The following is a 24,722-nucleotide window of genomic DNA, read 5'->3' as shown; positions in this document are numbered from 1 at the left end:
ACATGACGTTCGCGCCATTTCAGCAAACTTAATGTTTCCAGCGATTTCGGTTTGCCGAATTTTCTCGATATCTTTCGATTGACGGCATATAGGCATACCGAGCCGCAAGTGTCGCCGTTCTCGGTATCCTTAGAAGAATGAGCCCTGAAGCCTTAAGTGAACTGATTTCCAGCATTGCCCACAACCTCGTCGCCGCCGGCCAGGCCGGTACGCTGACCGACGAGCTGATTCCGCCCGTCGACAAGCTCGCCGTGATGCGCCCGAAGGACCGCGCGCATGGCGACTGGGCCTCCAACATCGCCATGCAGCTGGCCAAGAAGGCCGGCATGAAGCCGCGTGATCTGGCTGAGCCGTTCGCCGCCGCGCTCGCTGAAGCCGACGGCATCGCCACGGTCGAGGTGGCCGGCCCCGGCTTCATCAACATCACCCTTGATTCCGCCTCGGCTGCAGCCGTGGTGGATGCCGTGCTTGCCGCAGCCCCAGCAGTTGATGGCGACAAGCACCTCAACAAGGTCAACGAATACGGCCGTAATGCCCATCTGGGCGGCCAAACCCTGAACCTCGAGTTCGTTTCCGCCAACCCCACTGGTCCGATTCACATCGGCGGCACCCGTTGGGCCGCGGTGGGCGACGCCATGGCCCGCGTGCTTGAGGCCAACGGCGCCAAGGTGGTGCGCGAATACTACTTCAACGACCACGGCGAGCAGATCAACCGCTTCGCCAAGTCGCTGGTCGCCGCTTGGGCTGAGGCCAACAACCTCGGTGAGGCCGGCTACCAGACCGAAACCCCGTGCGACGGCTACAAGGGTGCCTACATCAACGAGATCGCCGCCCGTGTTCAGGCCGAAGCCGAGTCCGACGGCGTGGACCTGACCGCACTGGCCCACCAGGATCAAGGCCTGAACGACGACGGCGAACCGCTCGGCGAGGCCGACACCGAAGTGCGCGAGGAATTCCGCAAGCGCGCTGTACCGATGATGTTCGACGAGATTCAGAAGTCCATGAAGGACTTCCGCGTGAACTTCGACGTCTGGTTCCATGAGAACAGCCTGTACGCCGACGGCAAGGTCGACGCCGCCATCGAAGAGCTCAAGTCCCGCGGCGACATCTTCGACAAGGACGGCGCCACTTGGTTTGAATCCACCAAGCACGGCGACGACAAGGATCGTGTGATCATCAAGTCCAATGGTGAGTTCGCCTACTTCGCCGCCGACATCGCCTACTACTGGGACAAGCGTCACCGTGGCGAAAACCCGGCCGATGTGGCCATCTACATGCTTGGCGCCGACCACCACGGATATATCGGCCGCATGATGGCCATGTGCGCGGCCTTCGGCGACGAGCCCGGCAAGAACATGCAGATTCTCATCGGCCAGCTGGTCAACGTGATGAAGGACGGCAAGCCCGTGCGCATGTCCAAGCGCGCCGGCAACGTCGTGACCATCGACGATCTGGTCTCCGTGGTCGGCGTGGACGCCGCCCGCTACTCGCTGGCCCGCTCCGACTACAACCAGAACTTCGACATCGACCTGGCCCTGCTCGCCTCGCACACCAACGACAACCCGGTGTACTACGTGCAGTACGCGCACGCCCGCTCCAAGAACGTGGACCGCAACGCAGCCGTTGCCGGCATCAGCTACGAGGGTGCCGACTTGGCCCTGCTCGACACCGAGGCCGACGGCGAAGTGCTCGCCGCCCTCGCCCAGTTCCCGAGCGTGCTCGCCACTGCGGCCGACGACCGCCAGCCGCACAAGGTGGCCCGTTACCTCGAAGAACTGGCCGCCACCTATCACAAGTGGTACAACGTGGAGCGCGTGGTGCCGATGGCCCTGACTGATCCGGAAACCCGTGGCGACGACGAAGCTCGCAAGGCCTTGGAGATCGCCAAGAACCCGGAGCCGGCCCGTGCCGCCGCCCGCCTGAAGCTCAATGACGCCGTCCAGCAGGTCATCGCCAACGGCCTCGACCTCCTCGGCGTCACCGCCCCCGAGAAGATGTGATTATGCCTATTTCTCCAATTTGGCCGGCCGCTACGGCTGTGAATGCCGAAGGCTCCATCGAATTTCATGGTCGTACCGCCGAATCGCTGCTTGACGAGTTCGGCTCGCCGCTCTATCTCATCGACACTGATGAAGTAGTCGCACGTGCCAGGCACTTCGTGCGCGCTGCCGCTGAAGCATTCGACACCTCCACTACGCACGTGAGCTTTGCCGGCAAGGCGTTCCTGTCCAAAGAAGTCGTGCGATTGGTCACCGAGGCCGGCATGTTTGTGGACACTTGCACGATGGGCGAGATGAAAATCGCCCTCGCCGCTGGCGTTCCCGGACGTCGTCTGGTGCTGCACGGCAACAACAAGTCCGATGAGGAAATCGCGCTGGCCATCGAACAGGGCTTCGCCAAAATCGTGATCGACGAGCCCGACGAGCCGGAGCGCGTTGCTGCCATCGCCCGCAGGCTCGGCAAACGCGCCCGTGTGATGCTGCGCGTCACCGTCGGTGTCCACGCCGGCGGCCACGAGTACATCTCCACTGCTCACGAGGACCAGAAGTTCGGCGTGCCGCTGCTGGCCGCCGGGGCCGACGCCGCTGTGCTCGACGTGCTGAACGCCCTCAAAGACGTGACTCCTGCCGCTACCAACGCGCGTATCTCTGCGACGCATTCCCCGGAAAATGGCGCGGAAAAGACCGAGAAATCAGAGCGCGAGCTGCACTACGACGTCAAGTACCCGTACGACCTGAGCCACGAGGAAGTCTCCGACACAGACAAGGCGCTGGCCGCCGCGATGGAAGCCATTGCGGACGGTCCGTCCATCGCCGTGCTCAAGATCATCCTCGCCAACCAGGACGTACTCGAACTGGTCGGAGCCCACTCGCACATCGGCTCCAACATCCACGATGCGGACGCCTTCATTCACGCGGCCAAGCGCATGATGCTGCTGCGCAAGACCCTGTGGGCCACCGACGCCTACATCCTGCCCGAAATCGACCTCGGCGGCGGCTACTCCGTGGCCTACACCGATGGCGAAGATTCAATGGACATTGACGTGGAACTCACTCGCTTGGCGGATGCGGTCAACAGCACCAACCGCGCGCTCGGCATGCCCGCGCCAGCCATCAGCTTCGAGCCCGGCCGCTACATCGTGGCGCCCGCCGGCGTAACCCTGTACCGCGTGGGCGCCATCAAGCACGTGCACTTGTCCGATGTCAAAGACAGTGCCGGCAACCCGATTGCCGAGCGCGTGTACGTGTCCGTGGATGGCGGCATGTCCGACAACATTCGTCCGGCACTCTACGGTGCCGACTACACCGCGCGTCTGGCGAATCGCACCGGTTCCGCTGAAACGATGCTCGCCCGCGTGTGCGGTATGCACTGCGAATCCGGCGACATTGTGGTTCACGAGGTGCAGTTGCCCGCCGATTTGAAGCGCGGTGACATTCTCGCCGTGCCGGTTACCGGCGCATACGGCCGCACCATGGCCAGCAACTACAACCAGGCGCTGATCCCGGCGGTGGTTGCTGTCAGCGAGTCCGGCGCGCACGTCATGCTCCGTCGCCAGACCGTAGACGACCTACTTAACCTCGACGTCAGCGAATGAGAATTCCCCTCAGTCTCGCTGCGCGAGCCAGCTCCCCTCAAAGAGGGGAGCTGTCAGGCGTAGGTGACCGAGGGGAGCAGCGAAGCAATTGGAATCTCCCAACTGCTGTCGGAAATAATCCGTAAAATAGCGGTGGGATATAGAAAACTTTTTGGAAGGACCCTGAATTGGCTCGCAACGATGAAACCCCGATCCGCGTCGGCCTGCTCGGTGCCGGCACCGTCGGCTCCCAGACGGCGCGTCTGATCGTCGAGCAGAAGGACGAACTGTCCGCTCGCATCGGCCGTCCGATCGAACTCACCGGCGTCGCATGCCGCCATCCGAAGGCCACCGAGGCGTTCCCATGGATCGACCAGTCCATCGTCACCACCGACACCATGAGCGTGGCCACCAACTCGGACATCGTCATCGAACTCATCGGAGGCACCACCGCGGCCCGTGAATTCGTGCTGGCCGCCATCGAATCCGGTGCCTCCGTGGTCACCGCCAACAAGGCGTTGCTGGCCAAATACGGTCCCGAGATCTACGCCGCCGCCGAAGCCAAAGGCGTCGACATCTACTTCGAAGCCGCCGTGGGCGGCGCGATCCCGTTCCTGCGGCCGTTGCGCGAGTCCCTGGTCGGCGACAGGGTGACCAGCATGCTCGGCATCGTCAACGGCACCACCAACTACATCCTCGATGAGATGACCACCAAGGGTCTCCAGTTCGATGACGTCCTGAGGGACGCCCAGGCCAAAGGCTATGCCGAAGCCGACCCGACCGGCGACATCGAAGGCTACGATGCCGCCAACAAGGCCGCCATCATGGCCACCCTCGGCTTCCACACCTCCGTGACCATCGACGACGTGTCCGTTGAAGGCATCACCAAGATCACCGCTGACGATATCGCCGCAGCTACCGCCGAACACAAGGTCATCAAGCTGCTCGCCGTGGTCGAGAACGGCGAGGCTGGCGTTTCCGCCCGAGTCTACCCGGCCCTGATCGACGAGAACCACCCGCTGGCCTCCGTGCACGGCTCCTTCAACGCCGTGTTCGTCAAGGCTGATGCCGCCGACGACCTCATGTTCTACGGACGTGGTGCCGGTGGCGCTCCGACCGCCTCCGCCGTTGTGGGCGACGTGGTGACCGAAGCCCGTCACATCACCGCCGGCTGCACCGGTCCGGCCATCCCGCTGTACAAGAATTTGCCGAAGGCTCCGATTACCGCCTCCAAGGCTGCATTCGCCGTGCGCTTCCTGATTCACGACAAGCCGGGCGTGCTGGCCGCCATCGCCGCCGAGTTCGCCAAGAACGGCGTCTCCATCAACGGTGTGAACCAGGACTTGAAGCCCACCATGACCGACCCCGGCTACGACGGCGAGATCCAGCAGCTGCGCGTCGTGACCCACCTGACCGACGAGGAAACCCTGCGCAACACCGTCAAGGCCGTGCAGGCGCTCGACTTCGTCACCGGCGACCCGTCCATCCTGCGCGTGCTGGACTGACAAACCTAAGCTCCCTCTGATGAGGCGGTCGAACGGTGAAAGCTGAATACCCAAGCTCCCCTGACAAGGGGAGCTCCTTTTTAAGGAACAACCATGAATCCAATCTGCAATAGCGTTCACGTGCGCGTGCCCGCCACGTCCGCCAACCTCGGCTCCGGCTTCGATACCGTGGGTCTGGCGCTCGACTACCATGACGAGCTCACTTTCACGCTCAACGACGACCCGAACGACGGCATTGCCCACGTGATCATCCACGGCGAGGGTGCCGACACCCTCCCACGCGACGAAACCCATCTCGTGGTCTCCACCTTCCGCCGTGCCTGTGCCACGTTCGGCCTCGGCCGACTCGGCTTCACGCTGGAAGCGACCAACAACATCCCTCAGGCTCGTGGCATGGGCTCTTCCGCCGAGGCCATCGTGGCCGGCATCGCCGCCGCCGCGGCCTTTGCCCAGACCGGTGACCTCAACCGTCCGGCCATCTTCGATATGGCCGCCCAGATTGAAGGACACCCGGACAATGTGGCCCCGGCTGTGTTCGGTGGCCTGACCGTCTCTTGGGACTTCGAAACCGCGGAAGGCGTCGGCTCGGTCGCCGTTCCTGGTGGTGAACCGCTGCACGGCGGATTCCACGCCGTCAACTACCCGGTGGACCCGTCCATCACCGCCGCCGTGTTCGTGCCCGACTATGAGCTGTCCACTGAGAAGGCCCGTCAGGCGCTGCCTAGGGAACTGCCATACAAGGACGCCGTCTACAACGTGTCTCGCGTGGGTCTGCTGCCCGCTGCGATGAATCCCGTGGTGCTGGCCCAGGCCGCCCAGCAGGGCAAGTCCGGCGTCGCCGCTGCCCCGGCTCAGGATACCGATACGTGCGCTTGCGCTGACGGAACCCGTGAATCGGCATTCGCCGACGAGCTTGCGGCCGCCCAGGCCCAGTCCAACGCGCTACTGTTCACCGCCACGCAGGACAAACTGCACCAGCCGTATCGCGGTGCCCTGATGCCGCCGTCCACCGAGCTCATTGCGCTCTTCCGCTCCAAGGGCTATGCCGCCGCAGTCTCCGGTGCCGGCCCCTGCGTGCTCGTGCTGCATTACGGCAATGCCCGCGAAGCCATCGACCAGATCGCATCGGAGCAGCTTGCTTCCGGCCATTGGCGTGTGCTTCACCTGCCCATCAACACCGCCGGCGTCGAAATCGAGCGTCGCTAAGTCGAGGAGAAGGCTCCCGCTGGCGGGAGCTGGCCGCCGCAGGCGGTCTGAGGGTGGTCCGCCATACCGGCAGAGACCACCCTCAGTCTCACTTCGTTCGACAGCTCCCGCCAGCGGGAGCATAAGGAATTAAGTCATGTCCATTCCGCTAATTCTTGCTTCCAAGTCCAAGCCTCGCCGTGACGTGCTGTATTCGGCGGGTATCTGCCCCACAATTCGCGTCTCGCACGTGGATGAGCCTGCTGCGCTGGAAGCGGCCGCCCGTGAAGAAGGCGTCACCGTCGACGATCTGAGCATCAAGCAGCGCGTGATGATTCTGGCCGTGGCCAAGGCCGAGGCCGTTCATCGTGCGTATCGTGATGTGGCCGATACTGCCGCCGCCGCGACCGGTGACCGCGTGATCGCCTACCCGCTCAAGGCCAAGGAGATCAAGGATTCGGAACGCGAAGCTGCCGTCGAAGACCTGCGTGAAGCCGCCGCCGGCAAGCCTATTGACTATTCCAAGGCGGAAATCGCCACCACGCGCGACTTCTCCGGCATCGATATGCCGACCGTCACCGAACCCATCGCCACCGCTATTGCCGGACAGCCGGGACTGACCGAGGCGACAGTCGGCCCGCTGATTCTCGGCTGTGATTCGATGTTCCTCTTGGACGGCGAATGCTACGGCAAGCCGCACAGCGAAGCCGTGGCCCGAGAACGACTGAAGCGCATGAGCGGCGCGACCGGCGAACTGTGGACCGGCCACTGCCTGATCGATTTCGCGACCGGACGTACCGTGCGCGGCGCAAGCCACGCCAAAGTCCATTTCGGCGAATTCACCGATGCCGACATCGAACGGTACATTGCCACTGGCGAGCCGCTGGAAGTCGCCGGATCGTTCACGCTGGAAGGCTTCGGTGGTGCGTTCATCGACAGCATTGAGGGCGATCCGCACGGCATCATCGGCCTCAGCCTGCCGTTGGCCCGGCATCTGGCCGGCGAACTGGGCATCACGTGGACCGACCTGTGGAATGTCGGCCGTGGTGAACTGGAACCGGAAAGCAAGGCATCGGGCAACCAGCACGCTGGCATTCTGCCGCCGGTCGAAAACGTACACCAGCCCGGCGATGGCTGGGTGGACTGCGCCTGCGGCCGCAAGCATTGGGGCGCCAACGGTGCTTCCGGTATCCTGCTGGCTCGCCGCGACCCGGTGAGTGGCAAGGTGTCCCACGTGGTCATGCAACATCGCGCCGCGTGGAGCGCCGAAGGCGGCACGTGGGGTATCCCCGGCGGTGCCACTGCGGACGGCGAATCGTCCATCGAGGGCGCGCTGCGCGAAAGCTACGAGGAAGCCAACATCACCCCCGAAGACATCGAGGTGGTCGGCTCCTACCGCGAGGACCATGGCCCGTGGGCCTACACCACCGTGTTTGCCTTTGAAAAGCCCGGCCACACCGTCGAGCCCAAGGCAAACGACGACGAAAGCATGGAAATCTGCTGGGTCCCGATTGACGACGTGCCCAACCGCAAGCTCCTCACCGCTATGAAGACCGACTGGCCCCGCTTCGCCGCCCGCCTGGACGAGCTGGCCTGTGCTGGACATCGGTAGTGGTGTTGGCTGGGCCAATGTTTTGCCGATGAGTTCACTTGGGTAATGCCGTGTGAACCGCGTGTGGACCGGGACGGATTCTGCTGTCCCGGTTCGTCATTTTGCCTCTTTTTGGGCAACCGGGACAGAATCTCATTCACCTGACGCCCTATCGTGTGATGGTCGCCGTCGGGGAATGGCGGAATTCCGGGGTTTTGGATTTGCATATATCGGGTGTTCATGGAAGGGCCTGTCCCGGTTCGCCAAAAGAGGCCGAAATCCCGAACCGGGACAGCCGAATCTGTCCCGGTTCGTATGTCGATCGATTGACCCCGCCACCGGGACATCAACCGCGCATAGACAGGACGCTTCAATGTCTGGCGGGCATGACCATATCGGATGACACACGTTCCCTCGTGCGTTTCACCACGACCTCCGCCCCAAGTCAGTGCGAAAATGGCATTTTTAGCGGTGTGGTCAGCTGTCGCATGCGGAAAATCCTAAATCAACCGCCGAAGAGACACATCGCCGACTCGGCGGAACTCGCTGGTCTGCGCGCAATGAGGAGTGTTGTGTCTGAATGCGATTCAGACAATGGTCGGCGTCAAATAGCGGTCTCCAGCCATTAATCATTGGTGATTGTGGACATTGAGCGGAGTAAACATTCTAGATGATTCAGGGATATGCCGAAAATCATATCGTTCAGAGAATGAAATACCGCATCTCGGAGTAACTGACTGTCGACGTGCATGGTTTGAAATCTGATATCCACGCCCATCATGCCTAGCAAAATTACGGGAATGGGGTTCGGCCAACCGGGAGCTTCCGAATGCTCAATGCTGTATGCACTTAGTGTGTGGAAACCAGCCAATCATTGACCAATGGCAGGCCGCAGTCGAAACCAGAAATATCCTCGCTCGCAGTCAGGTGCCGAGGCTCAGTGAAGTTGGTCACGTCCATATGGGATCACGCTCCAACAATTCATTCAGACGTAGGCCCATAGGTTCGTTTAATGCTGCGGTGAAATCATTCCACGCTTTACTGTTGAGCCGAATGATATGAGCTTCATGGATGTCCCGATCTGCGGCGGCGAGCAGATTCGATAATGCCCATTGCAACGAAGTCATGCCTTTGGACTCGGCCGCTTGGTCGATTCTGGAACGTTGCTCTTAGGTGAGTCTCATTTCAAAACGACTGTTCTTGTTATTCTCTGTAGTCATACTCCTGTTGTACGACTTTTGTACGGACACGATTGGTGTGTGCGGGATGTCGATTGCGATGGCCATGTGGGCTCCTTTGCTTGGTCTGTTCGATGTACAGGCGCGCAGCGCGCTGGTTCCCTGAACATACCGTGCGTGCGATTCGCATATCCAGCCGAACCGGCCTATGTGGTTCCAGCTTCCGAACCGGTCTTCCACTGTTCCTCGTCTTCTCGAGCAATGAACATCTGATATATGGATTGTCGCGTCGACTGCGTATCTCTAATCCTTGCGGATGAGGAGCGGGCCGGTAATCCAGAAAGGTTCATACCGCAGCCCGATGGTCGGCTGGGCGTTCGCTCCGTACGCTCGGGAGTATGAATACAGCAGCATCGCAATTGCAGCAGACTCAGCCGGCGCCGGGACCGGCGGCTCAGCCTCAGCACTCTCAGCAACCCCAACAGTTCCAGCAGCCGGCATCGCACACCCAGCAGTGGGCCCCGGTCATCGAGGCCCACGACCTGGTCATGGACTACACCGCCAGCATGGCCCGCGCGCAAGCCGGGCACGGCGTCACCGGTGTGGTTCCCGCCGGCACAGGTGCCGGCTACGCACCGGCTCCCGCAAACCCCGCCGCCCAAGGCACCGCAGGAATACCCGGTGCTGGGCAACCGAATCAGCCCATCCAACCGGGCTTCGTCATGCCCACCATGCACACGCTTGCCTTGAACCACGTGAACTTTGTGCTGGGCGAGGGCGAGACGGTTGCAGTGATGGGCCCGTCCGGCTCCGGCAAATCCACTTTGCTGCACGCGCTCGCCGGCATCATTAAGCCGACCGCCGGCACAGTGACCTTCCGTGGTGCCGACCTGAGCCGCATGAGCGACGCCGAGCGCACCAAACTGCGCCGCAACGCCTTCGGCTTCGTCTTCCAATCCGGCCAGCTGCTGCCCGAACTGCCGGCGGTCGAAAACATCGCCCTGCCGATGATGCTTGACGGCATGCCCTACCGCACCGCCACCGACACGGCGATCCTGTGGCTGGAACGCATGGGATTGCGCGCGCTCGCCACGCACCGGCCGGGGGAGATGAGCGGCGGACAGATGCAGCGCATCGCCATCGCCCGTGCGCTCGCCGTCAAACCTGCCGTGGTCTTCGCCGACGAACCGACCGGTGCCCTCGATCAGGCCACCGGGCGTGAGGTGATGGGCATCCTGATGGCCGCAGCGCGTGACAACGGTTCCGCCGTGGTCGTCGTCACCCACGACCCCAACGTCGCTTCGTTCTGCTCGCGCACCGTGACCATGCAGGACGGCCAGCTGGGAGGCGTACGATGAGCACATTCGCTCTGTGGCGGCTGTTCCATCGCCCCGGCTCGCGTGGCAGTGCGGGTCATACTTCGGTGTTGGCCATCATTGCTTTTGCCGCAGCCACCACTATCTTCCTCACCGTTTTGGGCGGCGTGCATGGGTTCATGTGGCGCGCCTCCGCCGACCACACCATTGGATGCGCAATCAATCTCGACGCTTGCAAACCCGGAACAGCGGAAATCTGGAAGCAGCGTATCGCCAATCCCCACAGCCTGGATCAATACGCCACGGCATATGTCGTGCTGGCGTTCTTTGCCTGCCTGCTGCTGATTGTGCCGTTCGTGGCGCTTGCCGGTTCCGCCGCGCGATTGGCTGCGTCCCGTCGTGACGCTCGGCTCGCATCCCTGCGCTTGGCAGGCGCGACCACGGGGCAAGTTATTCGCCTTACGGCGCTTGATGCGGCTGGGCAGGCCTTGGTGGGGGCGCTGATTGGCATCGCGGGGTACTGCGTGTTGATCCCCCTAATCATGTTGCTGCATTTCCAGAATCAGACGTTTACGTTCGAGCAACTGTGGGTGGGGCCGATTGCCTTGATCATTACGCTTGTTGGCGTGACCGTGTTGGCGCTGATCTCTTCGCTGGTCACGCTTCGGCGCGTGGCCATCACGCCACTCGGCGTCACTTCACGCGTTGCGACTACGCTGCCGTCCGGCTGGCGTGTGGTGGTGTTCGCCGTCATCATGGTGATTGCCGTTCTTCTGTTCAAGAATCCGATGGTGCTGGCTCAGGCCGGTGAAGTAGTGATGTACGGCGTGATCATCGGCTTCATACTGCTGTGCTTCGCGCTGGTGAACCTCGTGGGCTCCTGGGTGGTCACCGCTCGCGCCAAAGCCAAGGCCAAGCGGCCCAAGGATGCGGCCACGATGATTGCCATGCGCAGGATTCTCGACAATCCGAAGCGTGCGTGGCGCAATGTGTCCGGTATTGCGTTGGCCGTGTTCATCGCCGGCATCACGTCAATCTGTGGCTTCCTTGGCTCGGCCGCTGTGGTGGGCGACACCAATGATCCATCCACCGTGTTCATTCGCGATATCGGCACGGGCGGCATCCTGACCCTCGTGTTCGCCGCTGTGCTTGCCGCGGTCAGCTCCGGTGTGATGCAGGCTGGCAGCGTCTACGATCAAGCCGGCGAATACCGCATGCTGGTGCTGGAAGGCACTGATGTCAAGACCTTGAACCGTGCGCGATTCATCGAGGTACTCACCCCGCTCAACATCGTGGTGATCGTGGCCGGCGGCTGTTCCATGCTGCTTATGGCCCCTCTGTTCGCCGCTTCGATGACCGAACCGGCCACGCTGGCCAGCTTCTTCGGCGGGCTTGTGCTGTGCTATGCGCTGGTTTCCATCGGCGCGTTCGCGTCCAATCGGGTGGCGGCCAGCTTGAATCTGGCCGATTATCGGGCTGATGACTGAGGCGGTACGGTACTTTCCCGGATGACGACGCTGGTGGGAAGGATGACGTGCATATCGCCCGGATTGTCATTGCGGTTGTCGATGATCATCTGCACGGCACGTTGTGCGATTTCGCTGAACGGCTGGTGCACGCTGGTCAGCGAAGGCATGAGCTGATCAGCGGGGAAAATGTCGTCAAACCCCATTACGGACAACTGTTTGGGCAACGGAATCTTATGTTCACGTGCCGCGCGATACGTGCTTACCGCCGACAAGTCGTTGCAGCAGAAAATCGCGGTGGGTCGGTCGGGGAGTTCCAGCAGCCGGCAGGCTGCTTCATAGCTTGTTTCGGCGGGAAAGTAGTCGCCCTGTTCGATATAGGACTCCGGCAGATCCACCCCGGCCTGTTGCAGAGCGACGGTGAATCCGCTATAGCGCGCGATGCTGGTCTGTAGGTTCGCCGGCCCCCGGATGACGGCGATGCGTCGATGGCCGAGCGACAGCAGGTGTTTGCCGGCCTGGTATCCTGCGGTCCAGTTATCGATGGACACGCTCATCACATCCGAATCGACGGTATCGATTGGGTCGATGATGACCACGGGAATACTGCGTGATTTCAACAAAGACTTCGCTTGAGTGGTCAGACCGCCCATCTGCTGCATAATCACGCCTTGGGGATTCCTATCGATGATGCCGCGGAAACAGTCTTCCGTGGCATCGCCATGGTTGGTCTGGGTGACCGTGATGGCGAGGCCCGCCTGCTGCGCCCAGTGCGAGGCGTATTTGATGAGTTCCATCGTGCCGTTGTGCGCGATGTACTCGACGACGAGTTCGATGGTGGGGGAGAGCTTGGTACTCACCAGCGGGCGCGAGTAACCATGCTCGCGCAGCACCTGTTCGACCTGACGTCGCGTCTCGTCGGAGATGCCGGGCCGGCCGTTGATCACCTTGGAGACGGTCGAGGGGGAGACACCGGCGATCTTCGCCAGATCACCGACCTTGAGCTTATGCGTGGGATTGTCGTTGGCCATCACCGCTCCTCTCTGCCATTGCCTCTGTTCACCATTATGGCCCATAACGCCGCATTTTTTCGTAGTTTTCCTTACTTCGCGTGTTCTGGGAGAAAAATTTTCGTAATTGGGTTTGTAAATTTCTAAATCAAGGGGTATGCTGAAGGCAATGGTTCACCAAGGCGAAGGAGCCCGAACACATGAGTACCATCACCCAAGTCAAGACGTATGACTTCCGATTCCCCACCTCTCAGACGCTGTCCGGTTCGGACGCGATGAACCCCGATCCCGACTACTCCTCCGCATACGTGGAGATCTCCACCAGCGCGGATGACGGTATCAAGGGCGTCGGCTTCGTGTTCACCATCGGCCGCGGCAACGATGTGGTTTGCAAGGCCATCGAATCGATGTCGCAGGTGCTGATTGGGCGCAACACCGAGGAACTGCTCGACAACATGCGCATTGCATGGGATCTGTTCGTGCATGATTCCCAATTGCGCTGGCTCGGCCCTGAGAAGGGCGTGGAGCATATGGCCATCGGCGCCGTGCTTTCCGCGCTGTGGGACATCAAGGCCAAGCGTGCCGGCAAGCCGTTGTGGCTGCTGTTGGGCGAGATGGAACCCGAGGAACTCGTCTCCACGCTCGACTTCCGCTACATGACCGACGCGCTCACGCCCGCCGAAGCCGTTGAGATTCTTCGGGAAGGGCAGAAGGGCAAGGCCGAGCGTATCAAGCACCTGCTCGAGGTCGGCTACCCCGGCTACTCCACCGCCCCCGGCTGGCTCGGCTACTCCGACGAGAAGATGGTCGCGCTCGCCAAGGAGGAGACGCAGGTCAAGGGATTCAAGCAGATCAAGCTCAAGGTCGGCCAGAACATCGACGACGATCTGCGTCGCCTGGCCAAGGCCCGCGAAGCCATCGGCCCCGACGTGCGTCTTGCCGTGGACGCCAACCAGGTGTGGGATGTTCCCACCGCCATCGACTGGATCAACAAGTTCCACGACTTCGATCTGGCTTGGGTGGAGGAGCCGACCAGCCCCGACGACGTGATCGGCCACGCCACCATCGCCCGCGCCATCAACCCCATCAAGGTGGCCACCGGCGAGCAGATGCAGAGCCGCATCCTGTACAAGCAGTATCTGCAGGCGAACGCCTTCGGCATCATGCAGATCGACGCCACCCGCGTGGCCGGTCCGCAGGAGATCGTGCTCGAATACCTGCTCGCGAAGAAGTTCAACAAGCCCGTCTGCCCGCACGCCGGCGGCGTGGGCCTGTGCGAGGCCGTATGCCACTTCGCGATGTTCGATTACGTGGCCGTGTCCGGCACGATGGACGGCCGCATGATCGAATACGTCGATAACCAGCATGAACATTTCGTCCACCCGACCGAGATCAAGGACGGCAACTACGTCGCTCCGACCGCTCCGGGCAACGGTACCGAAATGACGCTGGAGACGGCCGAGAAGTACCTGTATCGCGGCTGACCGCAACTGGAAATTCATAACTGAACAACACAACTTAACACAACAACACACAACCACTCCGGCTGGGGTGCCGAAGCCCCGGCCGGGCGTGACATGGAACACCCATGAAACGCAGAATAAGGATGGACGAAGGAGTTCCCATGGATCTGCATCTCGAAGGCAAAGTCATCATCATCACCGGCGGCTTCAAGGGCATTGGCAAAGGCATCACGCTGCAACTGGCCCAGGAAGGCGCGATTCCGGTGGTGATCAACCGCTCGGACAGCGCGCTCGAGGAGTTCAAGAAGGATATCGAGCAGTACACGACCGAATACGACGTGCATCTGCTTGATCTGAACGACACCGACAAGATCGCCGGCATCGTCGAGGAGACCTACAAGAAGTACGGCCATATCGACGGCATCGTGAACAACGCCGGCAAGAACGACAACAAGGATCTCGAAACCACCACTTGGCGCGAATTCGAGGAATCGATCCACGGCAACCTGACTCACTATTACGAGCTGGTCCACGCGGCCGTGCCGTATCTCAAGGAAAGCCATGGCGCCGTCGTGAACATCTCCTCGAAGACCGCGCTTACCGGCCAAGGCAAGACCAGCGCCTACGCGGCCGCCAAGGGCGCGATCCTGGGACTCACACGCGAATGGGCCGCCGCTCTCGTCAAGGACCGGGTGCGTGTCAACGCCATCGTTGTCTCCGAATGCTGGACCCCGCTGTATGCCGACTGGATCAAGACCTTCGGTGACGAGGCCGCACAGAAGGCGCGCCTGTCGGTGATCACCGACAAGATCCCGCTGGAGCACCGCATGACCACCACCGAAGAGATCGGTAATGAAGCGGCATTCCTGCTCTCCGACCGCTCCAGCCACACCACCGGCCAGTGGGTGTTCGTCGACGGCGGCTACGTCCACCTTGACCGTGCGCTTGCCTGACTTCGAGGTCCGGCGCACATCCTACGAGAGATACGAAATGGTCCGAAACGGGGCATATATGGCCTGATAGGCCATTTTCATGGGGTGTGACCGGGGGAGGGTAAACTCGTACCGGTCACATCCGAACCGTCGGCTCCGCCTCTATGGGGAGCCTTACAATGCAGCACCGAATCGCGCGCCGCGTCCGAATGCTCCATGCGGCGCGTGACTCTCAAGGAGGAGAGAAACCATGGCATCCAACACTCCGACGACGACGTCGAAGTCCACCGGGGGCAAGAGCTGGATCATCGCATTCGCTCTGGTCACGCTACTGTTCTTCACCTGGGGCCTGACGATGAACCTCGTCAGCGCCATCCGCGATCCGTTCGCCGTTTACCTCAACCTCAACAGCACCGAATCCTCGCTGCTGCAGGTCGCCTACTTCGGCGCCTACTTCGTAATGGCCATTCCGGCGACAATGGTCGCCAAGCGCTTCGGCTATAAGGGCGGTATGATCTGCGGCCTGATCTTCTTCGTGATCGGCTCGTTCCTGACCATACCCGCCACCACGTCTCTGAGCTACGGCCTATTCCTGCTCGCCATGTTCGTTATCGCGCTCGGCGCCGCCTCGCTCGAGGCGAACTGCAATCCCTATATCATCAAGCTCGGCGACGAGAAGGGCGAATCCTTCCGCCTGAACCTCGCACAGAGCTTCAATGCGGTCGGCTCGGTCGTCAGCCCGCTGATCCTTGGCATGATTCTCGGCAACACCGCCTCCGCCAAGCCCGGTGACCCCGGCTTCGAGGAGTCCAAGGTCGCCTTCATGAGCCAGACCCGTATGTTCTACATCGTCATCGGCGTGATTCTCGCAATCGTCATCGCCGTGTTCGTCGTCGCCAAGCTCCCTTCGCCCCCGGGCGACGAGGAGGAAGCGGCCGGCGGCGTTGCTCAGGACAGCTCAATCGGCGCGCTCGTCAAGAAGCCGTGGGTCGTCCTCGGCGTCATCGCCGAGTTCGTGTACGTCGGTCTGCAGACCATCGGCTTCTCCACGTTCTCCACGTTCGCGCAGCAGCAGTGGGAGGGTATGAGCGCCGGCATGGCCGCCACGTTCCTCGCCGTCCTTACACTGATGTACACGATTGGCCGATTCGTCACCACCCCGTTCATGGCCAAGTTCGAGCCAGGCAAGATCCTCGGTTTCTACATGATCGGTGCCACGATCCTCATGATTCTCACCGCCATGGGATTGGGTAAGATATCGGTCATCACGTTTATCGCTCTGTACTTCTTCATGTCCATCGCCTACGGCACGATTTTCGCCCTCGCTCTGACTCATCTGAAGGGCGCCGCGGCCAAAACCGGCTCCAGTCTGATCACGATGTCTATCGTCGGCGGCGCGATTATCCCGCTCGTCTACGGTGCGATCACCGATGCGGCCGGCATGAACGTGATGCTCTGGGCGACCGTTCCGTTGTTCCTCTTCCTGGTTTGGTACGCATTCTGGGGTTCCAAGATCGGTCTGAAGGAGGCCTGACATGACACTCAACGTAATCGATTCCCACTTCCATATCTGGGATCCGGATGCGCAGGATCTGCCATGGCTGGCAGGATTGCCCTCGCTGCAACACAAGTACACGATTGAAGACCTAGCCGCACAGTACGCCAAATTTGGCGTGAATTTCCTCGGCGGCGTATACGTGGAGGTTGACGCGGCCGACCATGAGCTTGAGGACCGGCTGCTGTACGAGAATGCAAGTCCTCTGATCTTGAAGCGCATGTTGCAAGGACGGGTAAGCCCTTGGATGCGTGTCCCGATTAATGCCGATGGCATTAGGGAACCGCTGCATGTGGATTCCGAGCCGCGGGGCCGTGCGCTCGAACCCGAATTCATCGCCGGTCTACGCGCGATGGCCGCCAAGGGATTGCCATTCGAGCTGTGCAACCGTGGCCCGGAACTGGGCGACATGGCCAAGGCGTTCGCGCAGGTTCCCGAAGTGACGGTCATCATCGATCATCTCGGCAACGTGCCCGGGCTTGATGAGGAATCGTGCGCCGCGCTCGCAGCGTTGGCCGAACTGCCGAATTCGTATATCAAGGTTTCCGGCGACAACCCGGTGGGCCCGGACATCGTGAAATACGTGCGGGACACATTCGGCCCGAAGAAGGTGCTGTACAGCTCCAACTGGCCGGTCGTGGAACTCAACTCGACCTTTGCCACGCACTTCCAACTCATGCTGGACACGTTCGGCGAGGACGAGGACTTCTTCGAAAACAACGCCCGTCGCGCGTACAACATCGACTAAACCCAAGCCCCCTCTGATGAGGGGGGTGCTTTGCCGAATAGCGCAAACGATTTCGTGCGGTACACAAACAGACGAGTACGAGGAGGCAAGCACGAGGAAAGGGAGACCTCGCAGTTGCGGACGGAATCATTCGTCCGCAACTGCGAGGTCTCCCTTTCCTCGCCGTATCGGTATGTGTTGGTAAACGGTACTGCGGCTGACGGCTGATATTCCGGTGCCGTCAGCGCCGTCAAGCGTTATCTTGCGTTATTCCGCGTTGAAGACGACTCCCTTCTGCAGGATTAGGTTCGCGTACTGCGCCGACTCGCCGCTGGCAATCACACAGTAGGCGTTCTTCGCCTGCTCATAGAACGCGAAGCGCTCAAGCGATCCAATCGCATCCGCACCGCGTTCGTCATGCTCCTTGATGAGGCCCGCGTACACATCCCAGATCGGCGTCGCAACCGTATCGCCCGGCACTTTTTCCATCAGCGTCGCCGGCTTGTCCACATACGTGTCAAGCGGGAACACCGTCAGAATCGCTTTGAGGATCTCGCCGCCACCGTGGCCGTCCATACGAACCACGATTGCGTTCTTGCCGATTGATTCGGCTGGGAAGTTGCCGTCCGCGATGACCAGCTGATCGCCATGACCCATCTCGCACAGCACTTTCAGCAGCTCCGGCGGGATGATTTTCGGAATACCTTTGAGCATGAAGCCTCCTTGCTTGTTGCCTTGACGCCGCGGCAACCCCGCCACGGCGTCAATCGTGGCCGCAGGGCATTCCCGCAACCGTCGATGTGCTACTAGTTTACCTCGCGTAAGCGAAAAATTCCATGTCAGATGGTAATTTTTTCCAAACACATCTTCGATTTCATGGGGATTCGCTTCAAGCGGTCTCGAGATCATGGGCATTCTCATGGACGCCGGTGTGAACCTCGCCGATTGCCATGCCGATGACTGAGATCAGCTCAGCAGCGCCGCGATGATCGCGATAAACACCGGGCTGGTCATGGTGCTCATCAGAATGCCGTCGCGCGCGAAGGTGAGGCCCACGTTGTAGCGGGCCGCGTAGTTGTACACGTTCTGGCCGGTGGGCAGAGCGGCGAGCACCACGCAGGCGTACAGCTCGGAGCCGCGGAAGCCCATCACGAAGTAGGCGAGCAGGAACGCGATGATCGGCATGATGATGTTCTTGAGGACCGCGACCGTGAAGATGGCCGGTCGATCGCCCTTCTGCTGCAGCGGCTTGGTGCCGTGCAGGGACATGCCGAACGCCATCAGGATCATCGGCACAGCCGAATCGCCGATCATGTCGATTGGGTCGAAAATGAATTTCGGCACCGGGAACCAGCCGATTTTCGCGGAAATCGCAGAGACCACAATGCCTAGCAGCGAGCCGATAAGCAGCGGCTGATGCAGTGGCTGCTTGGCGATTTCCTTGATGGAGACCTTGCCCTTGGTAGTCACGTCCAGCACGGTCAGGCCCACCGGTGTGAAGATGGCCTGCTGCATGACCAGAATCGGTGCCACAAGAGCCGGATTGCCCAGAATGTAGGTGGCGATTGGCAGGCCGATGTTATTGGAATTAAGGTACATCGAATTCAGGGCGCCGATGGTGGCGTCCGGGGCGTTCAGGTGGAAGAACATGCGGTTGAGCACCAAGAACACCACGCCCACCAGCACGGCGGAGAAGAACGCCACGATAATCGAGGGGTGGAAGATGTCGAAGATCGGCTCCTTGGAGAGAATCGCGAACATCAGGCACGGGCTTGATACGAAGAAGGAGAAACGGTTGAGCACCATCTGAGCGGACGGCCCGCCGATTCGCATTCGTGCGGCGACATATCCCACCGCAATCACGATGCCGATAACGCAGAAGCCTTGCATGGCGCTGATTAGACCTGACATAATCCTCCCTTTCGCCACCCCAGTGTGGCACATAAAAATGTATTCGGCCGCAAAATCTCATGTAGTGGGTGTGCTGGGCCCGCCGCCCACGCGGTACGCTGGTCACATGACGCTTGAATTGAACCGCACCGCATCCACTGCCGAGCAGCTGAACAGCCTGCTCACCCAGATCATGGAGAACTTCTCCGTGTCCGACCACGAGGGCCCCCTCACCGACGAGGCTGAGGCCTTCCTGGGCGGGCAGGAACACCTGACCGTCCGCCGTCACGGTGACACAGTGGTGGCCAGCACCGACTTCGGCAAGCCGAGCCGTGTGATCTTGGCCGGGCACCTCGATACTGTGCCGGTCATCGACAATTTCCCACCAAAGTGGCTGGAGCCCGGCGATTCGCTGATTCGCGAAGAAATCGCCCACGCTCATCCCGAAGACCGCGTGCTGTGGGGCCGCGGTGCCACCGATATGAAGGCCTCCGACGCAGTGATGCTCTACCTTGCCGCCACGCTCGACGGCCGCACGCCGGAAACCACCCCGAAAGTCGACCTCACCTACGTCTTCTACGACCATGAGGAAGTCGTCGCCGAAAATAATGGCCTACGCAAAGTCGTCGAGGCCCATCCCGATTGGATCACCGGCGATTTCGCCATCATCGGCGAGCCCACCAACAGCGGCATCGAGGGCGGCTGCAACGGCACGATTCGTTTCGACGTCGTGACCCACGGCGTGGCCGCGCACTCCGCCCGCGCGTGGATGGGGGAGAACGCCATCCACAAGGCGGCCGACATTCTGAACCGACTCAACGCCTACGAGCCGGCCACCGTGAACGTGGACGGGCTCGACTATCGCGAGGGCCTCAACGCCACGCTGATCTCCGGCGGCAAAGGCACGAACGTCATTCCGGATGAATGCCGCGTGCACGTCAACTACCGCTTCGCCCCGGACAAGTCGCTGGCCGAGGCCAAAGCCCTGATGATGGGCGCGGACGCCGGTGCCGAACTCGGCAATGGCGAGCATGTGGCCACCGGCGGCGTGTTCGAGGACTACGGCATCGAAATGAAGGACGAAAGCCCCTCCGCGCGCCCGGGTCTGAACGCCCCGCTCGCCCAGGATCTGGTCCGACTGGTTAAGGAGCGCACTGGCCGCGACCCACTGGCCAAGCTCGGCTGGACCGACGTGGCGCGCTTCTCTCAGCTCGGTATCCCGGCCGTCAATCTCGGTGCCGGCGATCCGCTGCTGGCTCACAAGCACGACGAGCAGGTGCCCGAATCCGATCTGACCGCCATGGCCGCAATCCTTACCGACTGGCTGGTCTGACACCTCTCTAGCTCCCCTCCCTGAGGGAAGCTGTCACCGCAGGGAGGGGAGCCGAGAGAACGTCAGCCTCGCCGGGCCACGCCCGCACAAAATATGTGGCATACTAAAGGATGGTGGTTCTGCATAACCATCAGCGTGTGAGATGGCGTCGATCCCCTTGCGGCTCTCGAGAATGAGACAACGCAAGCGCCGGTGTCCGCCACCCGCAGGACAGACTTGAGACGAAGTTGCCTTTACGCGGCGCGTTTTCGCGCGGCCACGGTGAGAGCGTGGTGTGAGCCAAGCGTATAGGCCTGGAAATAGGCGTCGTGATGCAGCGCGCCGCGAGGAGCATTGTGCCCACTGACAACCGTGAAGGTTTCGTCAACGACGGAACCGATAATTCAACCGTATCCAATGCCGATTCGGCTGCAGCCGTGAACGCTGCGCCTGCCGCCGCCTCCCAGCCCGCCGAACCTGTTCGCCGTCGTCGCGGCGGCCGTCGCGTGGTTCGCGGCACCGGTGCTGCCGGCGCTTCTCTGGAACTGCAAGTGCAGGAACGCACCCCGCTGTTCGAAGCCCCCGCGCTTCCCGATGCCGGCACTGCGGCCGATTCCAGCGATTCCGATGAATCCAGCGATTCCAAGGATTCCGCCGAACGCCCAACCCGTCGCCGTACGCGCCGCGCCGCTTCCACAGTGGTCAACGCGTATAGCGAGGATGATCGTCCTCGTCGTTCGCGCCGCACTGTCAGTGTCGATGATTTCGATGACGATGACGCCCCACGTTCCCGTCGCCGTTCGGTTGTGGACGATAACGATTACGACGAGGACCGCCCGGTTCGCCGCCGCTCTCGCCGTGCAGTTGCGGATACGCACGAGGACACCCCGGATGAGCGCCTGTTCGATGCGGTCGAATCCCTGCCCTTTGGTCACGAGACCGTGCGCCGCGGCAAGCCGATGACGTCCCTGCTCTTCCAGGAACCGGTACTGCCCGCCGCTGTGGATGCGCACGATACCGCTGACACTCGTGATGACGATGTTGACGCCGACGAACGTCCGTCTCGTCGCTCCCGCCGCTCGCGCAGCCACGATGATGACGACGCGCAGCCGCGCAGCCGCCGCCGTGACGACCGTGACGATCGTGGCCGCAACGCTGCCGCCGGTGACGCCAATGCCAGCGCCAACGCGGACCATGATGATTTCGATTCCAATGACGCTTCCGACTCTCGCCGTTCCCGTCGCTCCCGCCGCCTGAACGCCCAGGAGCGCCGTGCAGCCGCCGAAGTCGAGCAGATTGAGGAAGACCTCGAGCTGGACGATATCGCCTACTCGCCGATTGCCGAAGAGGAGGGCGACGAAGAATCCGACGCCATCCGCACCCGTTCGCGCCGTCGCCGCCGTCGCGGCTCACGCGGCGAAACCGGTGCCAACGGCGAGCACGATACCGCCGAGAACGATGCCGAGGATACGCGTTCCCGCCATCGTGCCGATCGTGATGATCATGACCGTGATCGCGATGAGGACGATGAGGAGCAGACCGTTACTCGCCGTCGCCGTCGCCGCCGCGGCGGCAAGAACGGCGAGGGCACCGACGACCAGAGTCAGAACAGCGAACAGCCGCTGGTCCGCCGCTCCCGCAAACAGCAGTACATCGACGAGATCACTGATGTGGAGGGCTCCACTCGTCTTGAGGCCAAGAAGCAGCGCCGCCGTGACAACCGTCGTGAGCGCAGCCGCCAGAGCCAGCTCATGGAGCAGGACTTCCTTGCACGCCGCGAGAACGTGGACCGCCTGATGGTGGTGCGTGAGAAGGAACAGCACACCCAGATTTCCGTGGTGGAAGACAATGTTTTGGTCGAGCATTACGTCTCCGACATTCAGGAAGTACAGACCGTCGGCAACATCTATCTTGGCCGCGTGCAGAACGTGCTGCCCAGCATGGAGGCCGCATTCGTGGATATCGGCCAGGCCCGCAACGGCGTGCTCTACGCCGGCGAGGTCAACTGGGATGCCGCTCGTCTCGAAGGCCAGCCGCGCCGCATCGAGCTGGCGTTCAAGTCCGGCGACCCGGTGCTCGTGCAGGTCACTAAGGACCCGATCGGCCACAAGGGTGCCCGCCTGACCTCTCAGGTCACGCTCGCCGGCCGCTTCCTGGTGCTCGTGCCATCCGGCGGCATGACCGGCGTGAGTCGCAAGCTTTCGGAGCGCGAACGCAGCCGTCTGAAGAACATCGTCTCCAAGATCGCCCCGAAAGACATGGGCGTGATCATCCGCACCGCAGCCGAGGGCGCATCCGAAGACGCCATCGTCAAGGATCTTGAATCACTGGTCCGCCAGTGGGAGCGCATCAACGCCAAGCGCGAGGAATTCTGGCACGGCAAGCGCCCGAAGCTCCTGCAGGGCGAGCCCGACGTGGCCATCCGCGTGGTGCGCGACATCTTCAACGACGACTTCAGCAAGCTCATCGTGGAAGGTGACAAGGTCTACGGCCGCATCGAGGAATACCTGGACACCATGGCCCCCGATCTGAAGGACAAGCTGGAGCGGTGGGACCCGGCCGAACATGAAGGCAAGGACGTGTTCGACAAGTGGTCCATCGACTCCCAGCTGCGTAAGGGCATGGAGCGTCAGGTCTACCTGCCGTCCGGCGGCTCGATCGTCATCGACCGCACCGAAGCCATGACCACCATCGACGTGAACACCGGACGCTTCATCGGCCGGGGCAAGTCCTTGGAGGAAACGGTGACGCGCTGCAACCTGGAGGCGTCCGAAGAGATCGCCCGCCAGCTTCGTCTGCGCGACATCGGCGGCATGGTGATGATCGACTATGTGGATATGGTCATGCCCGCCAACCGCGATCTGGTGCTGCGCCGCTTGGTCGAATGCCTGGCACGCGACCGCACCAAGCATCAGGTGGCCGAAGTCACCTCGCTTGGTTTGGTGCAGATGACCCGCAAGCGCATCGGCCAGGGTCTGGTCGAGGCGTTCTCCGAGGAATGCCCGACCTGCAAGGGCCGTGGTTTCATCCTGCATGATCAGCCGACCGTTTCGGCCGACTACGACGATCCCTACGCGCTTCGCGGTGGCGACCCGTTCGTCAAAACCAACAAGCACGGTCGCGGCACCGCTCCCGCTCCCGAACCGGCTGGTTCCAGCGCCGACGTCAAAGCCAAACTGGCTCAGATTGCCGCCGCTGCCGTCGCTGCCAACAACACGGCGGAAGAGTAAGCGGAAGAGTAACAGGTGTGTCGTGCTTGACACGCGGACAAAATCATTTGATTTAGTCCGCATGGTGGTGTAGATTCGAAACTCGGTGTCTGACCGCAGGCTCGGTGCGTGTTAGGCAAGGTAGCTTTCCAAAACATAAAAGGAACGATAATGTACGCGATTGTGAAGGCCGGTGGCCATCAGGAAAAGGTCGAGGTTGGCGACGTCATCCTCGTGAACCGTCTCGACGCCAAGAAGGGCGATACCGTGGAATTCCCGGTCTCCCTCGTTGTCGATGGTGACAAGGTCACCCTTGCCGCCGCCGATCTGGCCAAGGTGTCCGTCAAGGCTGAGGTCGTGAACGACGAAGCCAAGGGCCCGAAGATTGACATCCAGAAGTACAAGAACAAGACTGGTGTTGCTCGCCGCAAGGGTCACCGCCAGAAGCTGACTATCGTCAAGATCACGGCGATTGCCTGAGTTATAGAAAGGACCATGAATCATGGCACATAAGAAGGGTGCGTCCAGCTCTCGCAACGGTCGCGATTCTAACCCGCAATACCTCGGCGTGAAGAAGTTCGGCGGCGAAGCCGTCGTGGCCGGCAACATCATCGTTCGCCAGCGTGGCACCAACTTCCACCCGGGCCACAACGTCGGCATGGGCAAGGACCACACGCTGTTCGCCCTCACCGATGGCTCCGTGAAGTTCGGTGTGCGTCGCGACCGCAAGGTTGTCGACGTCATCGCCTGAGCGATATAGCGTCAAGCTTTTTCAAGCCGCGCCCGTAAGGACGCGGCTTTTTTGTAAG

Annotated in this window: 18 protein-coding genes and 1 pseudogene; 15 read left to right on the top strand and 4 right to left on the bottom strand. The window is 61.5% G+C overall.

Features of this window, described 5'->3' with window-relative positions:
* Positions 1-137 precede the first annotated feature (137 nt).
* The 5 genes from argS to MMB48_RS10545 all read left to right on the top strand — a co-directional run bounded on the left by argS (position 138) and on the right by MMB48_RS10545 (position 7,876).
* Complete coding sequence (gene argS, locus MMB48_RS10565) at positions 138-2,000, top strand: arginine--tRNA ligase (protein ID WP_032743885.1); 1,863 nt, start codon at positions 138-140, stop codon at positions 1,998-2,000.
* A 2-nt stretch (positions 2,001-2,002) separates the two neighbouring features.
* The gene (locus MMB48_RS10560) at positions 2,003-3,595 is read left to right on the top strand and encodes a diaminopimelate decarboxylase family protein (RefSeq protein WP_012578545.1); all 1,593 of its coding nucleotides are present in this window, start codon (positions 2,003-2,005) and stop codon (positions 3,593-3,595) included.
* A gap of 167 nt (positions 3,596-3,762) precedes the next feature.
* Positions 3,763-5,079: a homoserine dehydrogenase gene (locus tag MMB48_RS10555; protein ID WP_012578544.1), complete on the top strand. Its 1,317-nt coding sequence runs from the start codon at positions 3,763-3,765 to the stop codon at positions 5,077-5,079.
* A gap of 93 nt (positions 5,080-5,172) precedes the next feature.
* A complete protein-coding gene (locus MMB48_RS10550) occupies positions 5,173-6,285 on the top strand; it encodes a homoserine kinase (RefSeq protein WP_032743886.1) in 1,113 nt (370 codons plus the stop codon).
* Positions 6,286-6,421: 136 nt separating this feature from the next.
* The gene (locus MMB48_RS10545) at positions 6,422-7,876 is read left to right on the top strand and encodes a Maf family nucleotide pyrophosphatase (RefSeq protein ID WP_032743887.1); all 1,455 of its coding nucleotides are present in this window, start codon (positions 6,422-6,424) and stop codon (positions 7,874-7,876) included.
* A gap of 929 nt (positions 7,877-8,805) precedes the next feature.
* On the opposite strand, the pseudogene MMB48_RS10540 reads toward MMB48_RS10545, so the two are convergent.
* A pseudogene (locus tag MMB48_RS10540) lies at positions 8,806-9,012 on the bottom strand (DUF1778 domain-containing protein); the annotation flags it as partial.
* A 419-nt stretch (positions 9,013-9,431) separates the two neighbouring features.
* Between MMB48_RS10540 and MMB48_RS10535 the strand changes: the two are divergent.
* Positions 9,432-10,391, top strand: coding sequence for an ABC transporter ATP-binding protein (locus tag MMB48_RS10535; protein ID WP_032743888.1), 960 nt, complete (start codon positions 9,432-9,434; stop codon positions 10,389-10,391).
* Positions 10,388-11,836 carry an FtsX-like permease family protein gene (locus MMB48_RS10530; RefSeq protein WP_032743890.1) on the top strand — a complete coding sequence of 483 codons (1,449 nt, stop codon included), beginning with the start codon at positions 10,388-10,390 and terminating at the stop codon, positions 11,834-11,836. Before MMB48_RS10535 ends, MMB48_RS10530 begins: the two co-directional genes overlap by 4 nt.
* Here the strand turns inward: MMB48_RS10530 and MMB48_RS10525 are convergent.
* Entirely contained in the window at positions 11,818-12,846 is a 1,029-nt protein-coding gene (locus MMB48_RS10525) for a LacI family DNA-binding transcriptional regulator (protein ID WP_032743891.1), read from the bottom strand. The two genes, MMB48_RS10530 and MMB48_RS10525, sit on opposite strands and share 19 nt — an antisense overlap.
* 179 nt (positions 12,847-13,025) lie before the next feature.
* Between MMB48_RS10525 and MMB48_RS10520 the strand changes: the two genes are divergently transcribed.
* The 4 genes from MMB48_RS10520 (at position 13,026) to MMB48_RS10505 (ending at position 17,523) form a co-directional block, all read left to right on the top strand.
* Complete coding sequence (locus MMB48_RS10520; protein WP_012578537.1) at positions 13,026-14,309, top strand: enolase C-terminal domain-like protein; 1,284 nt, start codon at positions 13,026-13,028, stop codon at positions 14,307-14,309.
* 140 nt (positions 14,310-14,449) lie between these two features.
* Positions 14,450-15,241, top strand: coding sequence for an SDR family oxidoreductase (locus tag MMB48_RS10515; protein WP_012578536.1), 792 nt, complete (start codon positions 14,450-14,452; stop codon positions 15,239-15,241).
* A gap of 229 nt (positions 15,242-15,470) precedes the next feature.
* Entirely contained in the window at positions 15,471-16,754 is a 1,284-nt protein-coding gene (locus MMB48_RS10510; protein WP_032743894.1) for an MFS transporter, read from the top strand.
* Between the two features lies 1 nt (position 16,755).
* The gene (locus tag MMB48_RS10505) at positions 16,756-17,523 is read left to right on the top strand and encodes an amidohydrolase family protein (RefSeq protein WP_032743896.1); all 768 of its coding nucleotides are present in this window, start codon (positions 16,756-16,758) and stop codon (positions 17,521-17,523) included.
* A gap of 246 nt (positions 17,524-17,769) precedes the next feature.
* Here the strand turns inward: MMB48_RS10505 and MMB48_RS10500 are convergent, their stop codons facing one another.
* Both MMB48_RS10500 and MMB48_RS10495 read right to left on the bottom strand, forming a co-directional pair.
* Positions 17,770-18,216, bottom strand: a complete 447-nt coding sequence (locus tag MMB48_RS10500; protein WP_012578533.1) for an RbsD/FucU family protein — start codon at positions 18,214-18,216, stop codon at positions 17,770-17,772.
* 252 nt (positions 18,217-18,468) lie between these two features.
* Positions 18,469-19,413, bottom strand: coding sequence for an AEC family transporter (locus MMB48_RS10495; RefSeq protein WP_032743897.1), 945 nt, complete (start codon positions 19,411-19,413; stop codon positions 18,469-18,471).
* Between the two features lie 106 nt (positions 19,414-19,519).
* Between MMB48_RS10495 and dapE the strand changes: the two genes are divergently transcribed.
* The 4 genes from dapE to rpmA all read left to right on the top strand — a co-directional run bounded on the left by dapE (position 19,520) and on the right by rpmA (position 24,664).
* Complete coding sequence (dapE, locus tag MMB48_RS10490; protein WP_032743915.1) at positions 19,520-20,725, top strand: succinyl-diaminopimelate desuccinylase; 1,206 nt, start codon at positions 19,520-19,522, stop codon at positions 20,723-20,725.
* 311 nt (positions 20,726-21,036) lie between these two features.
* Positions 21,037-23,934 (top strand): Rne/Rng family ribonuclease, encoded by a 2,898-nt coding sequence (locus MMB48_RS10485; RefSeq protein WP_032743899.1) that lies wholly within the window; start codon positions 21,037-21,039, stop codon positions 23,932-23,934.
* Positions 23,935-24,084: 150 nt separating this feature from the next.
* Positions 24,085-24,393: a 50S ribosomal protein L21 gene (gene rplU, locus MMB48_RS10480; protein WP_012578529.1), complete on the top strand. Its 309-nt coding sequence runs from the start codon at positions 24,085-24,087 to the stop codon at positions 24,391-24,393.
* 22 nt (positions 24,394-24,415) lie between these two features.
* Positions 24,416-24,664 carry a 50S ribosomal protein L27 gene (gene rpmA / locus MMB48_RS10475; RefSeq protein WP_007053061.1) on the top strand — a complete coding sequence of 83 codons (249 nt, stop codon included), beginning with the start codon at positions 24,416-24,418 and terminating at the stop codon, positions 24,662-24,664.
* Positions 24,665-24,722 lie beyond the last annotated feature (58 nt).

The organism is Bifidobacterium sp. FKU, from assembly GCF_026016385.1.
Classification (GTDB): domain Bacteria; phylum Actinomycetota; class Actinomycetes; order Actinomycetales; family Bifidobacteriaceae; genus Bifidobacterium; species Bifidobacterium infantis.
This window is presented reverse-complemented; position numbering and strand designations above follow the sequence as displayed.

Bases quoted from the DNA above. Each gene is read 5' to 3' on its own strand.
- MMB48_RS10550 (WP_032743886.1), top strand. From the start codon at position 5,173: ATGAATCCAATCTGCAATAGCGTTCACGTGCGCGTGCCCGCCACGTCC.
- dapE (WP_032743915.1), top strand. From the start codon at position 19,520: ATGACGCTTGAATTGAACCGCACCGCATCCACTGCCGAGCAGCTGAAC.
- MMB48_RS10515 (WP_012578536.1), top strand. From the start codon at position 14,450: ATGGATCTGCATCTCGAAGGCAAAGTCATCATCATCACCGGCGGCTTC.
- MMB48_RS10505 (WP_032743896.1), top strand. From the start codon at position 16,756: ATGACACTCAACGTAATCGATTCCCACTTCCATATCTGGGATCCGGAT.
- argS (WP_032743885.1), top strand. From the start codon at position 138: ATGAGCCCTGAAGCCTTAAGTGAACTGATTTCCAGCATTGCCCACAAC.
- MMB48_RS10520 (WP_012578537.1), top strand. From the start codon at position 13,026: ATGAGTACCATCACCCAAGTCAAGACGTATGACTTCCGATTCCCCACC.
- rplU (WP_012578529.1), top strand. From the start codon at position 24,085: ATGTACGCGATTGTGAAGGCCGGTGGCCATCAGGAAAAGGTCGAGGTT.
- MMB48_RS10545 (WP_032743887.1), top strand. From the start codon at position 6,422: ATGTCCATTCCGCTAATTCTTGCTTCCAAGTCCAAGCCTCGCCGTGAC.
- MMB48_RS10535 (WP_032743888.1), top strand. From the start codon at position 9,432: ATGAATACAGCAGCATCGCAATTGCAGCAGACTCAGCCGGCGCCGGGA.
- MMB48_RS10530 (WP_032743890.1), top strand. From the start codon at position 10,388: ATGAGCACATTCGCTCTGTGGCGGCTGTTCCATCGCCCCGGCTCGCGT.
- MMB48_RS10495 (WP_032743897.1), bottom strand. From the start codon at position 19,413: ATGTCAGGTCTAATCAGCGCCATGCAAGGCTTCTGCGTTATCGGCATC.
- rpmA (WP_007053061.1), top strand. From the start codon at position 24,416: ATGGCACATAAGAAGGGTGCGTCCAGCTCTCGCAACGGTCGCGATTCT.
- MMB48_RS10560 (WP_012578545.1), top strand. From the start codon at position 2,003: ATGCCTATTTCTCCAATTTGGCCGGCCGCTACGGCTGTGAATGCCGAA.
- MMB48_RS10510 (WP_032743894.1), top strand. From the start codon at position 15,471: ATGGCATCCAACACTCCGACGACGACGTCGAAGTCCACCGGGGGCAAG.
- MMB48_RS10525 (WP_032743891.1), bottom strand. From the start codon at position 12,846: ATGGCCAACGACAATCCCACGCATAAGCTCAAGGTCGGTGATCTGGCG.
- MMB48_RS10500 (WP_012578533.1), bottom strand. From the start codon at position 18,216: ATGCTCAAAGGTATTCCGAAAATCATCCCGCCGGAGCTGCTGAAAGTG.
- MMB48_RS10485 (WP_032743899.1), top strand. From the start codon at position 21,037: ATGCAGCGCGCCGCGAGGAGCATTGTGCCCACTGACAACCGTGAAGGT.